A 17,650-nucleotide genomic window follows, 5' to 3' on the forward strand; every position below is an offset into this window, starting at 1 on the left:
CACCACAACAAGAAACCTCTGATCCCGTGAGGATGCCGCAATGGCTTTCGAGGCAATGTTCCAGCCGATCCAGATCGGCAAGCTGACCATCCGCAACCGCGTGCTCTCCACCGCCCACGCCGAGGTCTACGCCACCGACGGCGGCATGACCACCGAGCGCTACGTGAAGTACTACGAGGAGAAGGCCAAGGGCGGTATCGGCCTGGCCATCTGCGGCGGTTCCTCCGTGGTCGCCATCGACAGCCCGCAGGAATGGTGGAGCTCGGTGAACCTCTCCACCGACCGCATCATCCCGCACTTCCAGAACCTGGCCGACGCCATGCACAAGCATGGGGCCAAGATCATGATCCAGATTACCCACATGGGCCGCCGCTCGCGCTGGGACGGCTTCAACTGGCCGACCCTGATGTCGCCCTCGGGCATCCGCGAACCGGTGCACCGCGCCACCTGCAAGACCATCGAGCCGGAAGAGATCTGGCGGGTGATCGGCAACTACGCCCAGGCGGCACGCCGGGCGAAGGAAGGCGGCCTGGACGGCGTCGAGCTGTCCGCCGTGCACCAGCACATGATCGACCAGTTCTGGAGCCCGCGCGTCAACAAGCGGACCGACGAGTGGGGCGGCACCTTCGAGGGCCGCATGAAGTTCGGCCTGGAAGTGCTCAAGGCCGTGCGCCGGGAAGTCGGTGACGACTTCTGCGTCGGCATGCGCATCTGCGGTGACGAGTTCCACCCGGACGGCCTCACCCACGACGACATGAAGCAGATCGCCAAGTACTACAGCGACACCGGCATGATCGACTTCATCGGCGTGGTCGGCTCGGGCTGCGACACCCACAACACCCTGGCCAACGTCATCCCGAACATGACCTATCCGCCGGAGCCTTTCCTGCACCTGGCTGCCGGCATCAAGGAAGTGGTCAATGTGCCGGTGCTGCACGCGCAGAACATCAAGGACCCGAACCAGGCCACGCGCATCCTTGAGGGCGGCTACGTGGACATGGTCGGCATGACCCGCGCGCACATCGCCGACCCGCACCTGATCGCCAAGATCAAGATGGGCCAGATCGACCAGATCAAGCAGTGCGTCGGCGCCAACTACTGCATCGACCGCCAGTACCAGGGCCTGGACGTGCTGTGCATCCAGAACGCCGCCACCTCCCGCGAATACATGGGCGTGCCGCACATCATCGAGAAGACCACCGGCGTGAAGCGCAAGGTAGTGGTCGTCGGTGGCGGCCCGGCCGGCATGGAAGCGGCGCGCGTCGCCGCCGAGCGTGGTCACGACGTCACCCTGTTCGAGAAGAAGGACCAACTGGGCGGGCAGATCACCACGGCCTCGAAAGCCCCGCAGCGTGACCAGATCGCTGGCATCACCCGCTGGTACCAGCTGGAACTGGCGCGCCTGAATGTCGACCTGCGCCTGGGCACCGGCGCGGACGCCGACACCATCATGGACCTGCGTCCCGACGTGGTGGTGCTGGCCAACGGCGGCCACCCGTTCCTCGAGCAGAACGAACACTGGGGCGCCGCCGACGGGCTGGTGGTCAGCAGCTGGGACGTGCTCGACGGCAAGGTGGCGCCGGGCAAGAACGTGCTGGTCTACGACACCATCTGCGAATTCAGCGGCATGTCGGTGGCGGACTTCCTCGCCGACAAGGGCGCCCAGGTCGAGATCGTCACCGACGACATCAAGCCGGGCGTGGCCATCGGCGGCACCACCTTCCCGACCTACTACCGCAGCATGTACCCCAAGGAAGTGATCATGACCGGGGACCTGATGCTGGAGAAGGTCTACCGCGAGGGCGACAAGCTGGTGGCGGTGCTGGAGAACGAATACACCGGCGCCAAAGAGGAGCGGGTGGTCGACCAGATCGTCGTGGAGAACGGCGTGCGCCCGGACGAGACCCTGTACTACGCGCTCAAGCAGGGTTCGCGCAACAAGGGCCAGATCGACGTCGAGGCGCTGTTCGCGATCAAGCCGCAGCCGTGTCTCAGCGAGCCCGGCGACGGTTACCTGCTGTTCCGCATCGGCGACTGCGTGGCCCAGCGCAACACCCACGCCGCGATCTATGACGCGCTGCGTCTGTGCAAGGACTTCTGATACAGGCCCGGTAAGGATCTCCGGCTGGCTCGGATAGCGCCCTCTCCCGCTTGCGGGAGAGGGCGGGGGGAGAGGGTGTTTCAGGCCATGCGCAGTGCCGGCTCGAACACCCTCTCCCTAACCCTCTCCCTGAAGGGAGAGGGGACTGGTCCGGAGTCCCCATTTCGGTCCCTGCGAGGAGACCCATGACAATGCTCAACATCATCCTCCCCATCCTGCTCTTCAGCGCCCTCGGCCTCGCCGTGCTGGGCGCCGTGAAGCGCTTTACGATGTGGCGCCGCGGCCGGCCCGCCCAGGTCGACTGGATCGGCGGCCTGCTGAAGATGCCGCGCCGCTACCTGGTGGACCTGCACCACGTGGTCGAGCGCGACAAGTACATGTCCAAGACCCACGTGGCCACCGCTGGCGGCTTCGTCGTCGCCGCGCTGCTGGCTATTCTCGTGCACGGTTTCGGCCTGCACAGCCGCATCCTCGGCTTCGCCCTGCTGGCCGCCACAGCGCTGATGTTCTGCGGCGCGCTGTTCGTTGCCAAGCGCCGCCTCGACCCGCCGTCGCGGCTGTCGAAAGGCCCGTGGATGCGCCTGCCGAAAAGCCTGCTGATGTTCTCGGCGAGCTTCTTCATCGCCACCCTGCCGGTGGCCGGCATCCTGCCGGAAGGTTTCGGCGGCTGGTTCCTCGCTGCCATCCTCGCCGTCGGTGTGGCCTGGGGCGTGTCCGAGCTGTTCTTCGGCATGACCTGGGGCGGGCCGATGAAGCACGCCTTCGCCGGCGCCCTGCACCTGGCCTGGCACCGCCGTTCCGAACGCTTCGGTGGTGGTCGTTCCACCGGCCTGAAACCGCTGGACCTGGAAGACCCCATGGCGCCGCTGGGCGTCGAGAAGCCCACCGACTTCACCTGGAACCAGCTGCTCGGCTTCGACGCCTGCGTGCAGTGCGGCAAGTGCGAAGCCATGTGCCCGGCGTTCGCTGCCGGCCAGCCGCTGAACCCGAAGAAGCTCATCCAGGACATGGTCATCGGCCTGGCTGGCGGCAGCGACGCCAACTTTGCCGGCAGCCCCTATCCCGGTAAGCCGCTGGGCGAACACAGCGGCGGCCCGCACCAGCCGATCGTCGCGCTGGACGGCAAGGCGCTGGTGGATGCCGAGACCCTCTGGTCCTGCACCACCTGCCGCGCCTGCGTCGAGGAATGCCCGATGATGATCGAGCACGTCGACGCCATCGTCGACATGCGCCGCCACCTCACCCTGGAAAAGGGTGCGACCCCGAACAAGGGCGCCGAGGTGCTGGAAAACCTCATCGCCACCGACAACCCCGGCGGCTTCGCCCCTGGTGGCCGGCTGAACTGGGCGGCGGACCTGAACCTGCCGCTGCTGGCCGACAAGCAGCAGGCCGACGTGCTGTTCTGGGTCGGCGACGGTGCCTTCGACATGCGCAACCAGCGCACCCTGCGGTCCTTCGTGAAGATCCTCAAGGCCGCCAATGTCGACTTCGCCGTACTCGGCCTGGAAGAGCGCGACAGCGGCGACGTGGCCCGCCGCCTGGGTGACGAAGCCACCTTCCAGACCCTGGCCAGGCGCAACATCGCCACCCTGGCCAAGTACCGCTTCAAGCGCATCGTCAGCTGCGACCCGCACAGCTTCCACGTGCTGAAGAACGAATACGGCGCACTGGGCGGCAACTACCAGGTGCTGCACCACACCACCTTCATCGACGAGCTGGTACAGAAGGGCGCGCTGAACCTCGGCCAGAGCAAGGCCGCCAGCGTGACCTACCACGACCCGTGCTACCTCGGCCGCTACAACGGCGAGTGCGAGGCGCCACGCGCTGTGCTCAAGGCCATCGGCATCGAGGTCAAGGAAATGCAACGCTCCGGCTTCCGCTCGCGCTGCTGCGGTGGTGGTGGCGGCGCGCCGATCACCGACATCCCCGGCAAGCAGCGGATTCCCGACATGCGCATGGCCGACATCAAGGAAACCGGCGCTGAGCTGGTGGCCGTGGGCTGCCCGCAATGCACCGCGATGCTCGAGGGCGTGGTCGCGCCACGCCCGGAGATCAAGGACATCGCCGAGCTGGTTGCCGAGGTCCTCATCGAGGCCACCGAGGTGCCGGCAAAAAAGCCCTCGCTGGCGCGCCGTGAAGAAACGGCGGAGGTGCACTGATGAACGCGCCGGACGCCTTCGTAGGGCGCATAAAGCCAACGGCTTTATCCGCCGTCTCGACGTCATCGGCGGATAACGCTGCGCGTTATTCGCCCTACACCTGCCAGGAGCATCGAGCATGAGCGACATCTTCCGCCGCGACCCACGCGCCGAGTGGATCGCCCGCAACCGCCTGCATCCGCTGCACGCGGCCATGCAATCAGCCCAGGGTGGCGAGAGCCGCTGGATGGGCCCCAACGGCGTGGTGCGCAAGAACCCCCATGCGGTCGGCTTCATCGGCCCCAATGGCGTCAAACGCATCGACCGCTCCGGTGGCCAGCAGGGCACCGGCGGCAAGCGCAGCAGCGCTCCGGAAGTGGTGCAGCTGCCGCTGGTGATTCTCGAACAACCGGCGTTCCTGATTGCCGTGGTGCCGGACATGGTCGGCGGTCGTCTGTCCAGTCACGACCGCGATCTGCTGGGCCTGGCCCGCATGCTCGCCGGCAGCGACGGCGCGGTGCTCGCTGTGGTGTTCGGCGAGCACAAGGAAAGTGCCTTCGATACCGCCGGCGTCGACCGCCTGCTGATGATCGAAGGCAACGAGTACGACGGCTACGCCCCGGAACAACGGGTGCTGGCGCTGCGCTCAGCCAACAGCCAGTTCGCTCCGCGCCACTGGTTGCTGCCCGACAGCCGCAGCGGTGGCGGCGAACTGGGCCGCCGCTTGGCCGCGAGCCTGGGCGAGCGCCCGGCGACCCGCGTCTGGCAGGCCGAAGGCGAGCGCTGCGTCGGCCGTGCCGGTGCCGGTCAGCAGGACCTGCACCGCGAGCTGCCGCGCCTGATCCTGGCCGCTGCCGAGTGCGCCGAACCGGTCAGCGAGACCCGCCACGAAGCCCGTGCCGTGGAGCTGGACTCCAGCGTCGCGCGCAACATCCCGCGTATCGAGGACCTCGGCCCGGTGGCCGTGGACCCGGCGCAGATTCCCATGGCCGAGGCGGAGTTCATCCTCTCCGGCGGCAATGGCGTGAAGGACTGGGACCTGTTCCACCGCGCCGCTGTCGCTCTCGGCGCCACCGAAGGGGCTTCCCGCGTGGCGGTGGACGACGGCCACATGCCGCGCGCGCGCCAGGTCGGCGCTACCGGCACCTGGGTCACTGCGCGGGTCTATCTCGCCGTCGGCATTTCCGGGGCGATCCAGCACCTGCAGGGCATCGGCTCCTGCGACAAGGTGGTGGCGATCAACATGGACCCGGGCTGCGACATGATCAAACGCGCCGACCTCTCGGTAATCGGCGATTCCACGGCGATCCTCAAGGCGCTGATGGCCCTGGCCGAAGCCCATCGCAATGGAGCGGCGCGCGATGCGGCCTGAGGCGTTTTCTCCGACTGTAGGGCGCATAAAGCCGAAGGCTTTATCCGCCGCCGTAGCCACATCGGCGGATAACGCTGCGCGTTATTCGCCCTACGCCAGCTTGCAAGCCCGAGGTGGCTTATGAACGACCTGAACATCGTCGCCCTGGTTTCCATCGGCGCCCACCCGGCCTCCGGTCGTGCGCGTCGTGCCGACCAGGATGCCCGCGCGGTGGAGCTGGGCATGAGCCTCGCTGGCAAGCGCCTGCGCGTGGTACACGCCGGCGACGCCGGGGAGGAAGCGCTGCGCGGCTACCTCGGCATGGGCCTGGACGAACTGGCGGTGCTGGAACAACCCGCAGGCGCCGACGCCCTGCCGGCGCTGGCGGCCTACCTCGGCGACAGCGATGCGCAACTGGTACTCACCGGCACCCAGGCGGAAACCGGCGAAGGCTCGGGCATGCTGCCCTTCCTGCTGGCTGAGCGGCTGGGCTGGCCGCTGGTGGTCGGCCTGGCGGAAGTGGAGAAGGTGGAAGGCGGCAGCGCCCAGGTGCTGCAGGCCTTGCCCCGAGGCCAGCGGCGCCGGCTGAAGGTGCGCCTGCCCTTCGTCGCCAGTGTCGACAATGCCGCGCCGGTGGCTCGCCAGAGCGCGTTCGGCCCGGCTCGTCGCGGCTATCTGGAAGCCCATGAAGTGGAGGTGGTGGACGACCCGCTGCTCGCCGAAGGCAACCTGCAACCGGCGCGCCCGCGTCCCAAGCGGCTGAAGGTGATCAAGGCGAAGACCGGCGCCGAGCGCATGAAGGCCGCCACCGCCAAGGCCTCCGGCGGCACCGGGCAGGTGCTCAAGGACGTCACGGCCGAAGCGGGTGCCGAGGCGATCTTCAAGCTGCTGCGTGAAGAAGGCGTGATTCGCGTCTGACACCGCGCTCCCTGTAGGAGCGCTCGATGGGCGCGATCGCGGGCATGGCCCGCTCCTACAGATGTCCGCGCCAGCGAACCTTGCGGGCGATTTTCCGGTCGAAATCATGCTGGTGGCCGGAAATCATTGAAATGACACGAGAATTATCTCGTAAGCTATTGAATTGACAGCATACGGCTTGTCAGAAGATTCCCGTTTCTGCTGGCCCCGCCGCGCCCCTTTCTTTATCCTCCGCACCCTTTGAAAGGCTTTGCGGAGGCTCCCATGCTTGATTCCACCCTCGAACAACTTGAACAGCTGGTCGCCGAACTGCTGCAGCAGAACGAAGTGCTGGTGCAGGACAACGTCGCTGTGCGTGAAGAGCTGCTCAAGGCCCGTGAGGAAAACGACAGCCTGCAGCTGTCCCTGATGGAGCAGGAAGAGAAGCACAACGCCACGGCCACCCGCCTGCAGGCGCTGATCCGCCGCGTCAGCGACAGCCGCGCCCACGCATGAGTGGCGACGGCGTCCGCGTCCTGCGCATCCTCGGGCGCGAATACAGCGTCCGGGCGCCGGCCGGTGAAGAGCGCCGGCTGCAGGACGCGGCCGCGCTGTTGCAGGCGGAGATCACCGCCAGCAAGAAGAAATTTCCCTACGTCACCAGCAATGAGCTGATGGTGCTTTCCGCGCTCAACCTCTGTGCCCGCCAGCTCGGCGCGCAGGATGGGGAGTGCGACGAGGCGGACGCCGTGGAGCGTATCGCTGCCCTCAACCGCCGGATTCTCGATCACCTGCAACGGCAGGACTGATCCCGCGCGTCTCTTTTGTACATGCAGGGCATCGCGGACAACGTTCGCGGTGCACTTTGTCGTACCCGAATCGCAGGCAAAAAAAGGGGACACCGGGGTAAGCGGTGTCCCTTCTAAAGGAGAGTGGGCCAGGAGGCCCCTCAACCGGTGAGACGTGGCGCTTCGGACAAGTCCGCCGCGCCGGGCATAAAAGAAGGGAGTGGGGGTAACCAATCCCTGAAAGGTGAGGAAGGAGTACTCCCCCTCAACCGGTGAGACGTGCCCGGCTCGCGCCGGGCGGGTGATCAGGCGCGCAGCGGAATCAGGCGCGGGGCGATCATGTTTTCCGGCAGCAGGATGTCGGCCAGGGTGGCTTCGTCCAGCAGCTGTTCCTCGCGAACCAGTTCCAGTACGCCGCGGCCGGTTTCCAGCGCGATCTTGGCGATGCGGGTGGAGTTCTCGTAGCCGATGTACGGGTTCAGCGCGGTGACCAGGCCGATGCTGTGCTCCACCAGCTGGTGGCAGCGCTCGACGTTGGCGGTGATGCCGGTGATGCAATGCTCGCGCAGCATGTCCATGGCGCGCTGGAGCAGGCGGATCGAGTCGAAGATCTTGTAGGCGATCAGCGGCTCCATCACGTTCAGCTGCAGCTGGCCGCCTTCGGCAGCGATGGTCAGCGCCAGGTCGTTGCCCATGATTTCGAAGGCGCACATGTTCACGGCCTCCGGGATCACCGGGTTGACCTTGCCCGGCATGATCGAGCTGCCCGGCTGACGCGGCGGCAGGTTGATCTCGTTGATGCCGGTGCGCGGGCCGCTGGATAGCAGGCGCAGGTCGTTGCAGATCTTCGACAGCTTGACCGCGGTGCGCTTGAGCATGCCGGAGAACAGCACGAAGGCGCCCATGTCGGAGGTGGCTTCGATCAGGTCGGCAGCCGGGACGACCGGCTGACCGCTGATTTCAGCCAGGCGCTCGACAGCCAGCTTCTGGTAGCCGGGGTCTGCGTTGATGCCGGTGCCGATCGCGGTGCCGCCGAGGTTCACTTCGGTCAGCAGTTCCGGCGCCAGGCGACGCAGGCGGTCGAGGTCTTCGCCCAGGGTGGTGGCGAAGGCGTGGAATTCCTGGCCGAGGGTCATCGGCACGGCGTCCTGCAGCTGGGTGCGGCCCATCTTCAGTACGCCGGCGAACTCGACGCCCTTGGCGGCGAAGGCCTGGATCAGGCTGTCGAGGCTGGCCAGCAGGGTGTCGTGGCCGAGCAGCAGGCCCAGGCGGATGGCGGTCGGGTACGCGTCGTTGGTCGACTGCGCCATGTTCACGTCGTTGTTCGGGTGCAGGTGCTTGTACTCACCCTTGGTGTGGCCCATGGCTTCGAGTGCGATGTTCGCGATGACTTCGTTCGCGTTCATGTTGGTCGAGGTGCCGGCGCCACCCTGGATCATGTCCACCACGAACTGGTCGTGGAAATCGCCACGGATCAGACGGGCACAGGCTTCGCTGATGGCGGCGTGCTTGTCTGCCGGCAGGTGGCCGAGCTTGTGGTTGGCATCGGCTGCCGCCTGCTTGACCATCGCCAGGGCGACGACCAGTTTCGGGTAGTGCGACAGCGGCACGCCCGAGAGACGGAAGTTGTTCACAGCGCGCAGGGTCTGAATGCCGTAGTAGGCGTCAGAAGGTACTTCGAGGGTGCCGAGGAGGTCTTTCTCGATGCGGAACGATGCAACAGGGGACATGACAGGGATTGTCTCAAAGGAACACGGCCAGTGCCGCGATGCCCGGTAGACTAGGGATTTCGCCTTTCGTCGGCCAATGCTGTTAAAGGCTGCCTCATGCACGAACGGCATAATGTACCCTGTGACGAATTGATGACGGCGAGCGTATGACTGTGTTACGCGCGCCCGGATCCTGACCAATCGATCAGCGTGTGACAGCGTTGGAGTTGACGTGAACCTCGAGACCAAATGGCTGGAAGACTTCAGCACCCTGGCCACCACCCGCAGTTTTTCCCAGGCCGCTGAAAAGCGCTTTGTCACCCAGCCCGCGTTCAGTCGGCGCATCCGCAGCCTGGAAGACGCCCTCGGCCTGACCCTGGTGAACCGCCAGCGCACGCCCATCGAGCTGACCGAGGCCGGTCAGCTGTTCCTGGTCACCGCCCGCGCGGTAGTCGAGCAGCTCGGCCAGGTGGTGCGTCACCTGCACCACCTGGAAGGCGGGCAGGGCGAGGTGCTGCAGTTCGCCGCCGCGCACTCCCTGGCGCTGGGCTTCTTCCCGGCGTGGATCTCGCGCCTGCGCTCCGAGGGCCTGAACATCGCCAGCCGTCTGGTGGCGACCAACGTCGGCGAGGCGGTGCATCTGCTGCGTGAAGGCGGCTGCGACCTGATGATGGCCTTCTACGATCCGGACGCCGCGCTGCAGATGGACCCGGAAGTCTTCCCCTCGCTGCACCTGGGCCGTACCGAGATGCTGCCGGTGTGCGCGGTGAACTCCGCCGGCGTGCCGCTCTACGACCTGGACAGCGGTCAGAGCGTGCCGCTGCTGGCCTACAGTGCCGGTGCCTTCCTCGGTCGCGGGGTGAACCTGCTGCTGCGCCAGCGCAACCTGCGCTACACCACTGTCTATGAAACGGCGATGGCCGACAGCCTGAAGAGCATGGCGCTGCAGGGCATGGGCGTGGCCTGGGTGCCGCGCCTGAGCATGGAGTCGGAGCTGGCGCGCGGCGAGCTGGCGTTGTGCGGCGGCCCGCACTGGATCGTCCCGCAGGAAATCCGCCTGTACCGCTGCGCCCTGGTGCGCAAGGCGCAGATTCGCCTGCTCTGGCGCAAGCTGGAAGGCGGCCTGGGGCTGGACGAGACGCCCTGATCCGCCGCGCGGAGGCGGACGACCGGGGCTGTTCCGTTTATTTGATAAGCATTATCATTTGCGGCTTTCCAGGGTCTTCCCCTCGTGCCGGCTTCGGTGCGGACCGCTGGCGAGCCTCCGTCCCCGATGCCCCATTCCGACCGCCCGGCCGACTCCCGTGCCGCGGACGCCCCGGCGCCCGCCGAGGCACTGCCGCGCGAGGACTTCCTGCAGGTGTTCCTGACCCAGCGCCCGCGCATGGAGGCACTGGTGCGGCGTCGCGTCGGCTGCCGCGCCACCGCAGCGGACCTGGTGCAGGACCTGTTCCTGCGCTTCTGGAAGCGCCCGCAGGCACCGGTGGAAGAACTCGGCAGCTACCTGCTGCGCAGTGCGCGCAACCTCGCCATCGACCATCTGCGTGGCGAGGACTCGCGCGGCCGCACCTTGAGCGCGCTGCTGCCCGATGACGACGATGCCCAGCCTTCGCCGGAACAGGCCGTGCAGGCCGGCGCCGACCTGGCCCTCATAGAAGACGCCCTGCGCCAGTTGCCCGAGCGCACTCGCCACATCTTTCTGCTCAGCCGCGTGCACGGCCGCACCTACGGCGAGATCGCCACGGCCGTGGGGCTTTCCCAGAGCGCGGTGGAAAAACATATGATGCGCGCCCTCGATGCCTGCAAGGCGAGCCTGATGCCCGCCGCGCCGGGCCACTCGCCGTGGAGCCGCTGACCGATGAAGCCTGAAATCGCCACCTCGCCCGAGGACGCCCAGCGTCAGGCGCGCCAGTGGCTGCTGCGTCTGCAGGATCGTGGCGGCGAAGCCTGGCTGGATGCTTTCCAGGCGTGGCTGGCGGCTGATCCCCGGCACGCCAGCGCCTATGCCGAAGTCGATGCGCTGTGGCAGGCCAGTGCCGCGCCGGCGCAACGGCTGGCGGCGGAGGAGGACGCTGTCCTGAACGACTATCTGGTGCAGATGGATCGTCCCGCCATCCGCCGTGCGCAAGGTAATAACCGACGCTGGGGCTATCCGCTGGCCAGCGCCGCCTGCCTGCTGCTGATGCTCTGGGCCGGTGGCTGGTGGTCGCCGGGCAACTGGGTCACCGATCTGTCCGCCGACTACGTCAGTGCGCCGGGTGAAGTGCGCGAGATCACCCTGAACGATGGCTCGCGCCTGACCCTGGATGCCGACAGCGCCGTTGCGGTTTCCCTGGATGGCGAGCAACGCCGTGTCGACCTGCTGCGTGGTGCCGCGTCCTTTGCCGTGAAGCACCTGCCCAAGCCCTTCGTGGTGCGCGCCGGTGAAGGCGAAGCGCGGGTGCTGGGCACCGAATTCGAAGTCCGTCGCCTGGGCGAGCAGACCCGCGTCACCGTCGCCGAAGGCCGCGTCTCGGTGCGTGGCAGCCGCGCGGTTGGCGTGCCGGAAGTGGTGCTCGGCGCGGGCGAACGCATCGGTATCGACGGCACCAAGCTGGGCGACGCGCAGCCCGCCGACGCCCAGGCCGCGCTGGCCTGGCGTCAGGGCTGGTTGACCTTCTACCGCGCGCCGCTGAGCGAGGTGCTGGAGCGCCTGGGTACCTACTATCCGGGGCGCATCGTGCTGCTCGATAACGAACTGGCGCAGCGTCGGGTCAGCGGCAGTTTCCGCAGCGCCGACCCACAGGCTGCGCTGGATTCGCTGCAGGCGGTGGTGGGCTTCCGCCAGCAGCCGCTGCTCGGGCGTTTCGTGCTGATTCGCTGAGCGCGAAAAATAATTCCGAAAAGGCGTGAGGTACTGCCTCGGCTGCTCCGTGTAATGGTCATGAATGCGATTTATTCGCATGTGGTATCGACCTTTCGAGCAAGTGAGCCCCCGATGATTCCGCTGCGCCGCGCTGTTCCCGAACTGTCCCTGAAACCGCTCGCCGCCTTCGTGCTCGGCACCGCCCTGGTCGCCGCGCAGGCGCCGGCCGCGTTGGCGGATGAAGTCGCCGCCAGCTCCGCGCTACTGGCGAAACATGGGTTCGCCATCACCGCCCAGCCGCTGCCCCAGGCGCTCAGCGAGTTCAGCCGGGTGACCGGCCTGAGCGTGGTCTACACCGATGAAACGCCGTACGACCTCAAGGCCCCGGCAGTCTCTGGCCGGCTCAGCGCCAACGACGCGCTGAACCGCCTGCTCGCCGGTTCCGGCTACCGCTTCCGCGCCCTCGACGGTCATACCCTGACCCTGGAGCGCCTGCCCGCCGATCCCCTGAGCCTGACCGACACCACCGTCACCGGCCAGGCCGCCGCCACCAGCTACCAGCCGGCGCCGGTGGCCTCCATCGGCCGCACCGATACGCCGGTGCTGGAGACCCCGCAGAGCATCGTCACCGTCCCGGCGCAGGCGCTGCGCGACCAGAAGCCGCGCAACCTCGACGACGCGCTGGGCAACATCAGCGGCGTGACCCAGGCCAATACCCTCGGCGGCACCCAGGATGCGGTGATGAAGCGCGGCTTCGGCGACAACCGCGACGGCTCGATCATGCGTGACGGACTGCCCTCGGTGCTGGGCCGCAACCTCACCGCCACCGCCGATCACGTCGAGGTGCTCAAGGGCCCGGCCTCCGTGCTCTACGGCATCCAGGACCCGGGCGGCGTGGTCAACGTGGTGAGCAAGAAGCCGCAGCTGCAGCAGTACAACGCCGTCACCCTGCGCGGCTCGACCTTCGCCCATGGCAAGCAGGGCAGCGGCGCGCAGATCGACAGCACTGGCGCGCTGGGTGAAGGCAACCTGGCCTACCGGTTGATCGTCGATCACCAGGACGAGAACTACTGGCGCAATTTCGGCCAGCAGCGCGAGACCCTCGTCGCGCCGTCGCTGGCCTGGTTCGGCGAGGACACCACGGTCAACCTCAGCTACGAGCATCGCGAGTTCAAGACGCCGTTCGACCGTGGCACCGCCATCGACCCGCGCACCAACAGGCCGCTGGATATCCCGCGCACACGCCGGCTGGACGAGCCGTTCAACATCACCGAAGGCCGCTCCGACCTGAGCCGCCTGGATATCGAACACCGTCTCGACGATGCCTGGAAGGCGCACTTCGCCTACGGCTGGACCCGCGAGACCTACGACGACAACCAGGCGCGGGTGACCAAGGTGAACAGCAACGGCACCGTGACCCGCCGCGTCGACGGCACCCACGGCGCGGTGAGCAGCGACAGTTTCGCCACCGCCAGCCTGAACGGCGACCTGCAACTGGGTGGCTTTCGCCACGAGCTGGTGGTCGGCATCGACAGCGAGAAGCGCAAGATCTACCGCGCCGACCTGATCCGCGACACCAAGAACACCACCCTGAACTACCTCGACCCGGTCTACGGGCAGATTTCCCCGGCCACCAGCGTCAGCGCCAGCGACAGCGACCAGACCGACAAGCTGCGCAGCGACTCGCTGTTCCTGCAGGATTCCTGGCACCTGGACGACCACTGGATTCTGGTCGCCGGCGGGCGCTACCAGATGTACGACCAGTACGCCGGGCGCGGCCGGCCGTTCAAGGCCAACACCGACATCAGCGGGCAGAAGTGGGTGCCGCGCGCGGGTGTGGTCTACAAGGTCAACGACGAGGTCTCGCTGTACGGCAGCTACACCCAGTCGTTCAAGCCCAACTCCACCATTGCGCCGCTCTCCACCGGCGAGGTGATCGACTCGGCGATCCAGCCTGAGGAGGCTTCGTCCTGGGAAATCGGCGGCAAGCTCGACATCCCCGGCCGCGTCACCGCCAACCTGGCGCTCTTCGACATCCGCAAGCGCAACGTGATGGTCACCCAGCTCGACGCCAACGGCGACAGCCGTGTCAGCACCGCCGGCAAGGTGCGCTCCTATGGCGCCGAACTGGACGTCACCGGCCAACTGAGCGAAAGCTGGAGCCTGCTCGGCAGCTACGCCTGGCTGGACGCCGAAGTGACCGATGACCCGGAGCTGGAAGGCAACCGCCTGCAGAACGTGGCGAAGGAGACCGCCTCGCTGACGGCGGTGTACGACGCCGGCTCGCTGCTCGGCGGCGACGATCTGCGTCTTGGAGGCGGCGCGCGTTATGTGGGCAAGCGCGCGGGCGATCCGTCCAACTCCTTCGAGCTGCCGTCCTACACCGTGGCCGATGCCTTCGCCAGCTACGACACCAAGCTGGGCGGGCACAACGTCGGCTTCCAGTTCAACGTGAAGAACCTGTTTGACCGCACCTACTACCCGTCGGCGGCGAACAACCTCTACGTGGCTATCGGCGAGCCGCGGCAGTTCGAGTTCTCGACCACGGTGGAGTTCTGATCCGGAAGACGCGTTCGTGTTGTAGGGCGCATAACGCCCTCGGCGTTATCCGCCGTTCTGGCGGATAACCCGTTCCGGGTTACTCGCCCTACAGGTTTTACCGGGAACTCCCTGTAGGAGCGCGCCATGGGCGCAATGGCCTGGCTACGCGCCTTGCTCCGAAGGGAGAGGAGCAGGTCGTGCCGACTGACGCCATTGTTTCATCCTGCACCGAACGGTCCCCTCTCCCGCTTGCGGGAGAGGGTTAGGGTGAGGGGCTCTTGCTCTGTGCGGGACAAGCCTTACATCTCGACGACGATCCGCCCTTCGATCTGCCCGGCGCGCATGCGGTCGAGGATGGCGTTGATGTCGTCCAGCTTGCCGGAGGCGACGGTGGCCTTCACCAGGCCTTCGCCGGCGAAGTCCAGGGCTTCCTGCAGGTCGGCGCGGGTGCCGACGATGGAGCCGGTGATGTGCAGGCCCTTGAGCACCACGTCGAAGATCGGCGTGGGGAAGTCGCCCGGCGGCAGGCCGACCAGCGACACGGTGCCGCCGCGACGGGCCATGCCGATGCCCTGGCCGAAGGCGCTGTTGGACACCGCCGTGACCAGTACGCCGTGGGCGCCGCCGATATCGCGCTGCACCACCTCGACCGGGTCTTCCTTCTTCGCGTTGACGGTCAGGCTGGCGCCCAGGCGCCTGGCGAGCTCCAGCTTGGCGTCATCCACGTCCACCGCCACCACGTGCAGGCCCATGGCCTTGGCGTACTGCACAGCCACATGGCCGAGGCCGCCGATACCGGAGATCGCCACCCACTGGCCGGGGCGCGCGCCGGTTTCCTTCAGGCCCTTGTAGACGGTGACGCCCGCGCAGAGGATCGGCGCGATTTCCAGGAAGCTGACGTCCTTGGGCAGGATGCCGACGTAGTTCGGGTCCGCCAGCACGTATTCGGCGTAGCCACCGTTCACCGAATAGCCGGTGTTCTGCTGGCTCTCGCAGAGGGTTTCCCAGCCGGTCAGGCAGTGTTCGCAGCAGCCGCAGGCGGTGTACAGCCAGGGCACGCCGACGCGGTCGCCCTCCTTCACGCGGGTGACGCCGGAGCCGACTGCAGCGACAAAACCGACGCCTTCATGGCCGGGAATGAACGGCAGGCTCGGCTTCACCGGCCAGTCGCCTTCGGCGGCATGCAGGTCGGTGTGGCAGACGCCGGACGCCTCGATCTTCACCAGGATCTGCCCGGGGCCGGGCAGCGGGACTTTGACTTCCTCGATCCGCAGTGGCTCGCCAAAGGCGTGGACGACAGCGGCTTTCATGGTCGTGGGCAGGGTCGTGGACATTGCGCTCGCTCCTTGAAGGGTGAGGGACCTGCCCCATCCGGGCAGGTTCGTGTCAGACGAGTCTGAGCCTCTGAGCCTAGGCCATCTTGAGCTGCGGCAAGCTTTTCCGCGGTCGTCGCAGGCCTTGTCGATGGTGGAATGACGAAATCGGGACCAACGGTCATGCCCAGTGCACTGCCGCACAGTCTTTGCGGTATACTGCGCCGCCTTCAAGCCGGCACTGCCCGCCGGTTTGGCCACGTACAAGCCACGCCCTCACGGAGTCGTGGCTTGTTGGTTTCTGACGCGCCCAAGAGCGCACTTGAGAGAGGCACGACGATGAGCGCACTGGTTGGCGTGATCATGGGTTCCAAATCCGACTGGAGCACCCTGAGCCACACCGCAGACATGCTGGACAAGCTCGGCATTCCGTATGAAGTGAAGGTGGTTTCCGCCCACCGTACTCCGGACCTGCTCTTCCAGTACGCCGAAGAGGCCGATGGCCGTGGCATCGAAGTGATCATCGCCGGTGCCGGCGGTGCCGCCCACCTGCCGGGCATGTGCGCCGCCAAGACCCACCTGCCGGTCCTCGGCGTGCCGGTACAGTCCTCCATGCTCTCGGGCGTCGATTCGCTGCTGTCCATCGTGCAGATGCCCGCCGGCGTCCCGGTCGCCACCCTGGCCATCGGCAAGGCCGGCGCGACCAACGCAGCCCTGCTTTCCGCCAGCATCCTGGGCGCCAAGTACCCCCAATACCACGAGGCGCTGAAGCAGTTCCGCGCCACCCAGACCGAGACGGTGCTGGACAATCCCGATCCGCGCGAGGCCTGAGTACGACCATGAAGATCGGTGTCATCGGTGGCGGCCAGCTGGGCCGCATGCTGTCCCTGGCGGGTACCCCGCTGGGCATGAACTTCGCCTTCCTCGACCCGGCGCCGGACGCCTGCGCGCAAGCCCTGGGCGAGCACATCCGCGCTGACTACAGCGACCAGGACCACCTGCGCCAGCTGGCCGATGAAGTCGACGTGGTGACCTTCGAGTTCGAGAGCGTGCCGGCCGAGACCGTGGCTTTCCTCTCGCAGTTCGTGCCGGTCTATCCGAACGCCGAGTCGCTGCGCATCGCCCGCGACCGCTGGTTCGAGAAGTCCATGTTCAAGGACCTGGGCATCCCGACCCCGGCTTTCGCCGACGTGCAGTCCCAGACCGACCTCGACGCCGCGGTAGCCAGCATCGGCCTGCCGGCGGTGATGAAGACCCGCACCCTGGGCTACGACGGCAAGGGCCAGAAGGTCCTGCGCAAGGCCGAGGACGTCACCGGCGCCTTCGCCGAATTGGGCAGCGTGCCGTGCATCCTCGAAGGTTTCGTGCCCTTCACCGGCGAAGTCTCGCTGGTGGCGGTACGCGCCCGCGACGGCGAAACCCGCTTCTACCCGCTGGTGCACAACACCCACGAGAACGGCATCCTGCGCCTCTCCGTGGCGAGTACCGGGCACCCGCTGCAGGCGCTGGCCGAAGACTACGTCGGCCGCGTGCTGGACAAGTTGCAGTACGTTGGCGTGATGGCTTTCGAGTTCTTCGAAGTCGACGGCGGCCTGAAGGCCAACGAGATCGCCCCGCGCGTGCACAACTCCGGCCACTGGACCATCGAAGGTTCCGAGTGCAGCCAGTTCGAGAACCACGTGCGCGCCATCGCCGGCTTGCCGCTGGGCTCGACCGCGAAAGTGGGCGAGAGCGCCATGCTCAACTTCATCGGCGAAGTGCCGCCGGTGGCCGAGGTGCTGAACATCGCCGACTGCCACCTGCACCACTACGGCAAGGCTTTCAAGGCCGGGCGCAAGGTTGGCCACGCCACCCTGCGCAGCGCCGACCTGCCGACCCTGAAAGCGCGCATCGCCGAAGTCGAGGCGCTGATCGCCAAGGTCTGACGGCCCGCCGATCCAGGTGACAGGAGAAAGCCGCGTCAATCG

General features: G+C 66.9%; 14 protein-coding genes. 12 read left to right on the forward strand and 2 right to left on the reverse strand.

Translation table 11 applies throughout. The annotated features are described in order from the left end of the window. Positions 1-40: 40 nt before the first annotated feature. From dgcA to IB255_RS14865, 6 genes are all read left to right on the forward strand, one after another. Entirely contained in the window at positions 41-2,101 is a 2,061-nt protein-coding gene (dgcA, locus tag IB255_RS14840) for a dimethylglycine demethylation protein DgcA (RefSeq protein WP_081519131.1), read from the forward strand. A 191-nt stretch (positions 2,102-2,292) separates the two neighbouring features. Beyond that, entirely contained in the window at positions 2,293-4,260 is a 1,968-nt protein-coding gene (gene dgcB / locus IB255_RS14845; RefSeq protein ID WP_192210535.1) for a dimethylglycine demethylation protein DgcB, read from the forward strand. Positions 4,261-4,378: 118 nt separating this feature from the next. After that, positions 4,379-5,611 carry an electron transfer flavoprotein subunit alpha/FixB family protein gene (locus IB255_RS14850; RefSeq protein ID WP_081519133.1) on the forward strand — a complete coding sequence of 411 codons (1,233 nt, stop codon included), beginning with the start codon at positions 4,379-4,381 and terminating at the stop codon, positions 5,609-5,611. A gap of 120 nt (positions 5,612-5,731) precedes the next feature. Beyond that, a complete protein-coding gene (locus IB255_RS14855) occupies positions 5,732-6,508 on the forward strand; it encodes an electron transfer flavoprotein subunit beta (protein WP_081519134.1) in 777 nt (258 codons plus the stop codon). A 264-nt stretch (positions 6,509-6,772) separates the two neighbouring features. Continuing rightward, on the forward strand, positions 6,773-7,003 hold the full coding sequence (locus tag IB255_RS14860; RefSeq protein ID WP_081519135.1) for a hypothetical protein: 231 nt from the start codon (positions 6,773-6,775) through the stop codon (positions 7,001-7,003). Further along, positions 7,000-7,296 carry a cell division protein ZapA gene (locus IB255_RS14865; RefSeq protein WP_081519136.1) on the forward strand — a complete coding sequence of 99 codons (297 nt, stop codon included), beginning with the start codon at positions 7,000-7,002 and terminating at the stop codon, positions 7,294-7,296. Before IB255_RS14860 ends, IB255_RS14865 begins: the two co-directional genes overlap by 4 nt. Before the next feature lie 284 nt (positions 7,297-7,580). Here IB255_RS14865 and IB255_RS14870 read toward each other — a convergent pair whose 3' ends face one another. Further along, positions 7,581-9,005 carry an aspartate ammonia-lyase gene (locus IB255_RS14870; protein WP_081519137.1) on the reverse strand — a complete coding sequence of 475 codons (1,425 nt, stop codon included), beginning with the start codon at positions 9,003-9,005 and terminating at the stop codon, positions 7,581-7,583. 211 nt (positions 9,006-9,216) lie between these two features. Here IB255_RS14870 and IB255_RS14875 point away from each other — a divergent pair, with 211 nt between their 5' ends. The 4 genes from IB255_RS14875 (at position 9,217) to IB255_RS14890 (ending at position 14,388) form a co-directional block, all read left to right on the forward strand. Then, positions 9,217-10,131, forward strand: coding sequence for a LysR substrate-binding domain-containing protein (locus tag IB255_RS14875; protein ID WP_045214108.1), 915 nt, complete (start codon positions 9,217-9,219; stop codon positions 10,129-10,131). A 126-nt stretch (positions 10,132-10,257) separates the two neighbouring features. Continuing rightward, on the forward strand, positions 10,258-10,839 hold the full coding sequence (locus IB255_RS14880) for an RNA polymerase sigma factor (protein WP_081519138.1): 582 nt from the start codon (positions 10,258-10,260) through the stop codon (positions 10,837-10,839). Between the two features lie 3 nt (positions 10,840-10,842). Next, positions 10,843-11,847: a FecR family protein gene (locus IB255_RS14885; protein WP_081519139.1), complete on the forward strand. Its 1,005-nt coding sequence runs from the start codon at positions 10,843-10,845 to the stop codon at positions 11,845-11,847. 114 nt (positions 11,848-11,961) lie between these two features. Continuing rightward, a complete protein-coding gene (locus IB255_RS14890; protein ID WP_081519140.1) occupies positions 11,962-14,388 on the forward strand; it encodes a TonB-dependent siderophore receptor in 2,427 nt (808 codons plus the stop codon). 281 nt (positions 14,389-14,669) lie between these two features. On the opposite strand, the gene adhP is transcribed toward IB255_RS14890, so the two are convergent. Next, positions 14,670-15,704 (reverse strand): alcohol dehydrogenase AdhP, encoded by a 1,035-nt coding sequence (gene adhP / locus IB255_RS14895; RefSeq protein ID WP_081519141.1) that lies wholly within the window; start codon positions 15,702-15,704, stop codon positions 14,670-14,672. Between the two features lie 318 nt (positions 15,705-16,022). Between adhP and purE the strand changes: the two genes are divergently transcribed. Continuing rightward, the gene (gene purE, locus IB255_RS14900; protein WP_017521570.1) at positions 16,023-16,514 is read left to right on the forward strand and encodes a 5-(carboxyamino)imidazole ribonucleotide mutase; all 492 of its coding nucleotides are present in this window, start codon (positions 16,023-16,025) and stop codon (positions 16,512-16,514) included. A gap of 8 nt (positions 16,515-16,522) precedes the next feature. Continuing rightward, positions 16,523-17,608, forward strand: a complete 1,086-nt coding sequence (locus IB255_RS14905) for a 5-(carboxyamino)imidazole ribonucleotide synthase (protein WP_081519142.1) — start codon at positions 16,523-16,525, stop codon at positions 17,606-17,608. The last annotated feature ends 42 nt before the right edge of the window (positions 17,609-17,650 follow it).

The organism is Pseudomonas sp. PDM22 (assembly GCF_014851965.1).
In the GTDB taxonomy this organism is placed as follows: domain Bacteria; phylum Pseudomonadota; class Gammaproteobacteria; order Pseudomonadales; family Pseudomonadaceae; genus Pseudomonas.

Bases quoted from the DNA above. Each gene is read 5' to 3' on its own strand.
- IB255_RS14870 (WP_081519137.1), bottom strand. From the start codon at position 9,005: ATGTCCCCTGTTGCATCGTTCCGCATCGAGAAAGACCTCCTCGGCACC.
- IB255_RS14885 (WP_081519139.1), top strand. From the start codon at position 10,843: ATGAAGCCTGAAATCGCCACCTCGCCCGAGGACGCCCAGCGTCAGGCG.
- dgcA (WP_081519131.1), top strand. From the start codon at position 41: ATGGCTTTCGAGGCAATGTTCCAGCCGATCCAGATCGGCAAGCTGACC.
- purE (WP_017521570.1), top strand. From the start codon at position 16,023: ATGAGCGCACTGGTTGGCGTGATCATGGGTTCCAAATCCGACTGGAGC.
- adhP (WP_081519141.1), bottom strand. From the start codon at position 15,704: ATGTCCACGACCCTGCCCACGACCATGAAAGCCGCTGTCGTCCACGCC.
- IB255_RS14865 (WP_081519136.1), top strand. From the start codon at position 7,000: ATGAGTGGCGACGGCGTCCGCGTCCTGCGCATCCTCGGGCGCGAATAC.
- IB255_RS14860 (WP_081519135.1), top strand. From the start codon at position 6,773: ATGCTTGATTCCACCCTCGAACAACTTGAACAGCTGGTCGCCGAACTG.
- IB255_RS14905 (WP_081519142.1), top strand. From the start codon at position 16,523: ATGAAGATCGGTGTCATCGGTGGCGGCCAGCTGGGCCGCATGCTGTCC.
- dgcB (WP_192210535.1), top strand. From the start codon at position 2,293: ATGCTCAACATCATCCTCCCCATCCTGCTCTTCAGCGCCCTCGGCCTC.
- IB255_RS14880 (WP_081519138.1), top strand. From the start codon at position 10,258: ATGCCCCATTCCGACCGCCCGGCCGACTCCCGTGCCGCGGACGCCCCG.
- IB255_RS14855 (WP_081519134.1), top strand. From the start codon at position 5,732: ATGAACGACCTGAACATCGTCGCCCTGGTTTCCATCGGCGCCCACCCG.
- IB255_RS14850 (WP_081519133.1), top strand. From the start codon at position 4,379: ATGAGCGACATCTTCCGCCGCGACCCACGCGCCGAGTGGATCGCCCGC.
- IB255_RS14890 (WP_081519140.1), top strand. From the start codon at position 11,962: ATGATTCCGCTGCGCCGCGCTGTTCCCGAACTGTCCCTGAAACCGCTC.